This is a genomic window from Rhodococcus mengyinensis (assembly GCF_048381435.1).
Taxonomy (GTDB): Bacteria; Actinomycetota; Actinomycetes; order Mycobacteriales; family Mycobacteriaceae; genus Rhodococcus_F; species Rhodococcus_F opacus_D.
This window is the reverse complement of sequence record NZ_JBLWIT010000094.1, coordinates 58,444-65,102: the sequence shown is the minus strand read 5'-3', so window position 1 is coordinate 65,102 and position 6,659 is coordinate 58,444. Positions and strand designations below refer to the sequence as shown.

5 protein-coding genes are annotated in these 6,659 nt (G+C 67.0%); 3 read left to right on the top strand and 2 right to left on the bottom strand.

Features of this window, described 5'->3' with window-relative positions; genetic code table 11:
* Positions 1 to 155 precede the first annotated feature (155 nt).
* Positions 156 to 1,874, top strand: a complete 1,719-nt coding sequence (locus ACNJ7E_RS18330; RefSeq protein WP_418340312.1) for an IS1634 family transposase — start codon at positions 156 to 158, stop codon at positions 1,872 to 1,874.
* Between the two features lie 118 nt (positions 1,875 to 1,992).
* Here ACNJ7E_RS18330 and ACNJ7E_RS18325 read toward each other — a convergent pair whose 3' ends face one another.
* Positions 1,993 to 3,495 carry a SulP family inorganic anion transporter gene (locus ACNJ7E_RS18325; RefSeq protein WP_418340645.1) on the bottom strand — a complete coding sequence of 501 codons (1,503 nt, stop codon included), beginning with the start codon at positions 3,493 to 3,495 and terminating at the stop codon, positions 1,993 to 1,995.
* Positions 3,496 to 3,996: 501 nt separating this feature from the next.
* Here ACNJ7E_RS18325 and ACNJ7E_RS18320 point away from each other — a divergent pair.
* Positions 3,997 to 4,833, top strand: coding sequence for a metallophosphatase (locus ACNJ7E_RS18320; protein ID WP_418340644.1), 837 nt, complete (start codon positions 3,997 to 3,999; stop codon positions 4,831 to 4,833).
* Positions 4,834 to 5,607: 774 nt separating this feature from the next.
* The gene (locus tag ACNJ7E_RS18315; protein WP_368680589.1) at positions 5,608 to 6,120 is read left to right on the top strand and encodes a MarR family transcriptional regulator; all 513 of its coding nucleotides are present in this window, start codon (positions 5,608 to 5,610) and stop codon (positions 6,118 to 6,120) included.
* Here the strand turns inward: ACNJ7E_RS18315 and ACNJ7E_RS18310 are convergent.
* Positions 6,062 to 6,409: a transposase gene (locus ACNJ7E_RS18310; RefSeq protein ID WP_368680590.1), complete on the bottom strand. Its 348-nt coding sequence runs from the start codon at positions 6,407 to 6,409 to the stop codon at positions 6,062 to 6,064. The genes ACNJ7E_RS18315 and ACNJ7E_RS18310 overlap by 59 nt on opposite strands.
* Positions 6,410 to 6,659: the final 250 nt, after the last annotated feature.

Here is a 6,659-nt window from a genome sequence, read left to right as displayed (position 1 = left end):
CCGGACTTCCGCAGTTCGTAGGCATTTTCGTGCCTGCCGCGGAATGAAGGCGCAGGTCAGAGCGGTGCAGGGTGTCTGGAACGCGAAAATCTGTAGGCACACGACTTGCGGCGTGTCGGCTGGTGAAGCCGCATGCGATGTGGTGTTGTGTAGGTATGTACCTGCGGGAGACGCGGCGGAAGAACAAGGACGGCTCGGTGGTGTCGTATCTGCAGCTCGCGCACAACGAGCGGCACCCGGACACCGGCTCGCCGACCGCGAAGGTGATCCACAACTTCGGCCGCGCCGAGACCGTGGACCGGGACGGGTTGGCCCGGCTGGTGTCGTCGATCTCGCGGTTCCTCGCCCCCGACCAGTCCGCCGCGGCGTCGACCGCGGGCGGGGAGGTGGAGATCCTCGACTGCCGGCGCCTCGGCGGGGCGTGGACGCTGGACCGGCTCTGGGACCGGCTGGGGATCTCGGCGGCGATCCGCCGCGCCGCCGAGGGGCGGCGGCTCGCCGCCGACGCGGTGGAGCGGGTGATCTTCACCCTCGTCGCCCAGCGCGCGCTCGAACCCGGCTCGAAGCTCGCGGCGACCGGCTGGGTGACCGAACGCGTCGCCATCGAGCACATGACCGCGTTGTCCGACGATCAGGCCTACCGGGGCATGGACTTCCTCCTCGACGCCCTCGAGGAGATCGCCGCCGATGTGTTCAATTCCGTTGCGCACCTGTTAAACCTGGATTTGGACATCGTTTTCGTCGATACGACGAGCACCTACTTCGAGACCGAGGGCCCGGAGCGGGCCGATCCGCCCAGCGACGACGGGGCCGGTAACCCGGCCGAGTCCGGGGCGCGGGAGTTCGGCCACTCCAAGGACTTCCGCACCGACCTGCCGCAGGTGGTGATCGCGATGGCCGTCACCCGCGACGGGATCCCGGTGCGCTGCTGGACCTTCCCCGGCAACACCGCCGACACCGCGATCATCCGCACCGTCAAAGACGACCTGGACGGGTGGAACCTGCGCCGGTTGGTCTGGGTCGCCGACCGTGGTTTCGCCTCCGCCGCGAACCGAGCGTATTTGACCCGCGGCGGCGGGCATTACATCCACGCCGAGAAGCTGCGCCACACCAACACCGAGGCCGCCGCCGCGCTCGCCAGGCCGGGCCGCTACCACACCGTGGCCGGCAACCTGCGGGTCAAGGAGGTGCACGTCGCGCCCGGCGGTGACGGGGACGGCGACGGCGGCGCCCGGACCAGGCGATTCGTCGTCTGCCACAACCCGGACCAGGCGGACCGCGACGCGGCCGTACGGGAGAACCTCGTCGCGCACCTCGAAGAGCTGATCGACGGTTCCGACACCTGGACATCGCGCCGCCGCGACGAGCTGGTCGGCTCGCTCAAATCCAAGCCGGGACTGCGACGGTATCTGCGGCGCACCAACACCGGGCTGCTGCGCATCGACCACACGGCGATCAAGACCGAGGCCGGCCTGGACGGCAAGTGGCTGCTACGCACGTCCGACACCACCCTCACCCCGGAGGACCTGGCCGCCGCCTACAAGCAGCTGCTCGCCGTCGAAGCCGGGTGGCGCGACATGAAGGGCTCGCTCGGGCTGCGGCCGGTCTTCCACCACCGCGAGGACCGCATCCGCGCCCACGTCCAGTTGTGCTGGCTGGCGCTGCTGCTGATCCGGGTCGCCGAGACCGCCACCGGTGACACCTGGCGCAGCATCCGTCACGAGCTCGACCGGATGCACCTGGTCACCCTCGCCACCGACCACGGCCAGGTGGCGCAACGCTCCGCCGTCACCGCCGGGCAGCGAAAGATCCTTACCGCGCTCGAGCTGCCCGAACCGCCCCGGTTCTTCGACTTCGCCCCCACCGACGCGTAAGCGAGATCCCGCCAAAGCAAGGCCTGTAGTAACACGACCCCAACGCGGCCGCGCGGCGTCCCCGCACGTCAACACGCCTTTTCGCGGAATCGTGTGCCCATCAGCTGCGGAAGTCCGGTCAGTGTCCGGCGCCCATCTGCCCGCTCAGGCGCACGTGCCGCTCGGACGAGGCCGCGTTGAGGCCGACGATGGTGACGGTCTTGCCCTTGGCCGCGTATTTGGTGGTGATCGCGTCGAGGGTCGCGACGGTGGAGGCGTCCCAGATGTGGGAGTCGGACAGGTCGATGACGACGTTTTCCGGGTCTCCGACGTAGTCGAACTGGTAGATCAGGTCGTTGCTGGAGGCGAAGAACAGTTCGCCGTGGACGGCGTAGACGCGGGTGTTCTCGTCGTCGGGGTGGGCGATGTCGACGACCTCGGTCAGGTGCGCGACCCGGCGGGCGAAGAGCACCATCGCGGTGATCACGCCGACGATCACGCCGTAGGCGAGGTTGTGGGTGGCGACGGTGACCGCGACGGTCGCGAGCATGACGGTGGTTTCGCTGCGGGGCATGCGCCGCAACGTCTTCGGGGCGATGGAGTGCCAGTCCATGGTGCCGACCGAGACCATGATCATCACCGCGACCAGGGCGGCCATCGGGATCAGCGCGACCACGTCGCCGAGGCCGACGACGAGGATCAGCAGGAACACCCCGGCCAGGAAGGTGGAGATGCGGGTGCGGGCGCCGGAGACCTTGACGTTGATCATGGTCTGGCCGATCATCGCGCAGCCGCCCATGCCGCCGAACAGGCCGGTGACCAGGTTCGCGATGCCCTGTCCCCAGCCCTCGCGGGTCTTGTCCGAGTGGGTGTCGGTGATGTCGTCGACCAGCTTGGCGGTCATCAACGATTCGAGGAGCCCGACCAGGGCCATCGCGAACGCGTAGGGGGCGATGATCGAGAGGGTGTCCATGGTGAACGGCACGTCTGGGATCAGCCAGGACGGCAGGGACGACGGGAGTTCGCCCTCGTCGCCGACGTTCGGGACGTTCAGCGCGAAGATCACGGTCGCCGCGGTGAGCAGCACGATCGCCACCAGCGGCGCCGGCACCACGGTGGTGACCTTGGGCAGCAGCACCATGATCAGTAGTCCGACGGCGACCATCGGATACACCAGGGCGGGGACGTCGATCAGGTGCGGCAACTGGGCGGTGAAGATCAAGATCGCCAGGGCGTTGACGAATCCGACCATCACACTGCGCGGAATGAACCGCATCAGTTTCGCCACCCCGAGCAGGCTCAGGACGATCTGCAGCACCCCGGCCAACAGGACGGCGGCGATCAGGTAGTCCAACCCGTATTCACGCGAGAGCGGGGCCACGACCAGGGCGATCGCGCCGGTGGCCGCGGAGATCATCGCCGGACGGCCACCGACGATGGCGATGGTCACCGCCATGGTGAACGACGCGAACAATCCCACCCGGGGATCGACCCCGGCGATGATCGAGAACGAGATCGCCTCCGGGATCAGTGCGAGCGCAACCACCATGCCCGCCAGGACCTCGGTCTTGAGGCGGCGCGGGGACCGCAGCGCCGCCCGCACGGACATGGTCTCCGCGGGCGTATCGAGTTGTACTGCCATCAAAAGCTCCGTTCGCACCCGACGCACAGCCGGGTGCCCTAGACGTAGACGACGCGGGACGGGCGTCACAGGGGATCGGGCGGTGATCGCGGCCGGAGCAGCACTGCTCAGGACCGAGGCATACGCAGCAGGGGCCGGCGTCGGCATCACCGACAAACCGGAACTCTACCCTGACGGGAGAGTTAGAGTGCGAATCGGGTGCTGCCCATCGTTCCGTGCGATGGTGCTCGCCCGCCTCGACCCGACCCGACCTTGGTCGAGATCGGCTATCGCGCCGCCGGCTGGAACCAACTCGGCTCGACGAAACAGCCTGGCATGTCGCTCCCTGCGATCAAACCCCTCATCGTCTGGGTGGGCGCAGTCGCACAGCCGCTGTCGGACCACCGCCCGGTACGCGTACCATCGCAACCAGCAACTACTGGTGGAGGGGCCCGCCACGGAATGCGGGGCGATCCGCCAACGGTCCCTACCTTTCGCCGGACGGGAAGGTAGGTGCCGGTCATGAATTGTCGGCGCTCCAATCGCAGCAGTTTCCTCGACACGCCCCATCGAGTGGCACTAGCCGGGGATTGGCATGCCAACACCGACTACGGTGTTATGGCAATTGCACACGCCCGCAAACGCAACGCCGACGTCATCACCCACCTCGGCGACTTCGGGTTCAATTTCACCGATGATTATCTCGACGCACTCGACCATGCACTCGCCACACACGATCTGATCCTCGGATTCGTCGACGGCAATCACGAGAACTTCGATTGGCTTCTGACCCAACCAGTCGCCGCCGACGGCCTACGCTACCTCCGAGACCGGGTCGTGCACCTGCCGCGGGGATTTCGCTGGCAATGGGACCGCACCCGGTGCCTGGCGGTCGGCGGCGCGCACTCCATCGACAGTTTCCTGCGCACACCCAACCGCACCTGGTGGTCGCAGGAGGAAATAACGACCGACCAGGCACAGTCCATCCGTGCCGGTGGGCACGCCGATGCCATGTTCTGCCACGATTGCCCCGCCGGGGTCACCGTCCCCGGCCTCGAGCGGGAGCGCTTCGGCTTTCCGCCCGAGGCGGTCGAAGCGTCCGAGCGCGGCCGGCGGACTCTGCGCGGCATCGTCGATATCGTGCAGCCGACCAGGCTGTGGCATGGTCACTTCCACTACCGATACCAGTCCGTCCTCGACGGCGCCGGATACCGGACCGTGATCGACGGCCTCGGACGCGACAAGCAACCCATCGACAACAACCTGGTCGTCGCGAACCTGACCGCACTGGGATCGCGACCATCCCGCGGCCCCGAGCGGTCAGCCATCACGCACCCCGCAAGTCTCGAACAGCGATGAGTACCGGCACGATCCGCTACGACCGGTGATACCGCCGGGCACAGACATCGGGCGCGAACGCGATGCGCCCTTGTGCTGTAACGGGACCTTAGGATCTCGGTCACTAGCGAACGGCAGGTGCGAGGGAACTCAGCTCTGGGTGAATGTGGTTGAGCCCACGAGCAACCCCACCGTGGTGGCGTGCTGCTCTCGAATCGAGACATCGATGACGGGTACCCCGGGACGTCTCCGGGTGCGTTAGACGTGTGCGAGCCCCGTACCGTGGAATCATGTGTGGGACGGTATCGCTCCCCATCGCGGTGTTGGTGCGGTTCCCACCGCCCTGGAATACCCGAAATATTGGGTGTCTGGTGCCGCACCGGGATCCGGTGCTGCCGGTGCGAGAGCGTGCCAGTGTGATGTCATTTCCTGCCGATGCGGCTCGCACTGGGGACAGCGCTGCCGAATCCTGGTGCAAGGGCTGCCGTGCGCGCCCCTGACGCAGGGGGTTCTGCTGGTCGAGCGTGTTCGTGGCGGGGCCGTTAATATCCGTGGTGCACGCGAATCGGGTACGCGAGCGGATTCGGGACTCCCCGGTCCCCGGGTATGGTGCGGCGCCGCGACCGATGTGACGACCCCTCGTCATCAGCCTGCGACGCCCACGGTCCACGGTAGCCGGATTCACGTTCGGTGCATGCGAAACCGGCCGACGGGTCCCCGGGATCTTCTCGCGAACTGGAGGATATCGGTGTGGTGCGTTATGCAATTGTTGCTGTGAGGGTGCATGGTATGGACATGGCACGGAGGGTGGCTCAGCACAGGCCGACGGCGGCAGCGGGCGCGGTGGAGACCGTCGACGCGATTACGGATGCGATGTTGACGGCGTCGCGGCTGTTGGTGTCGTTGTCGGCCCGCTCTATTGCGTCGGTCGATGATTCGATCACGATTCCGCAGTTCCGGGTTCTGGTGGTTCTCGAGACCCGTGGCCCGATGAATCTGGCGTCGCTGGCTCAGAGTCTGGATGTGCAGCCGTCGACGGTGACGCGGATGGTCGATCGGCTGGTTGTCGCCGACCTGATCTCGCGGGAGGCGAGTGCGCGGTCGCGCCGCGAGTTGACGGTGGGGTTGACCGCTCGGGGGGAGGCGGTGGTGCAGGAGGTGACGGCGCGGCGGCGCCGGGAGATCGCGGCGGTGGTGGAGAAGATGCCGCCGACCACCCGGGTCGGTCTGGTGCGGGCGCTGAAAGCGTTCACTGCGGCCGGTGCGGAACCGGATGCGGCGTCGGTACTGGATTCGTATTGGGTGTGACACCGGCGCCGGGCGGCGCCGGGGTCCCCACGACTGCGAGAATGCGCTCCCAGGTGCCGTCCTCGATGTAGCGGCGGTGCCGTTTCCACACCGTTTTCCACAGGCCGAACCGGGCGGGCAGGCCGCGCCAGGGCACCCCGGTGCGTAGCCGGTACAGCATCCCCTCGACCACCACTCGATTATTTGTGAAGTTGCGACCCGCCGTACCGTGAGAGCTGGGGAGCAGTGGCTCGAGTGCTGTCCATTGCGCGTCGGTGAGTAGTGGCTCCTGCCCGAGGTTTTCCACCATCTTTGTCCTTCCACTCGAGTACTACCAACTGGCGCCGACGGCGCCCGTGCTGGCGACCTGGGACGTAGTTGCCCGAATGGCTTAAACCTCTTGGGCCACCGCCCGATGCATTCCTCTCCCGCCGAACCGAGGCACCGGCATCGGCTACCGTGATTATGCAACTGTTGCATAGTGCCATAGTGTCGAGATGTCGTAAATGTCCGTCTCGGTCACAGCGCTCATGTGCGTTCGTCTATGGGCCCGGGACGGC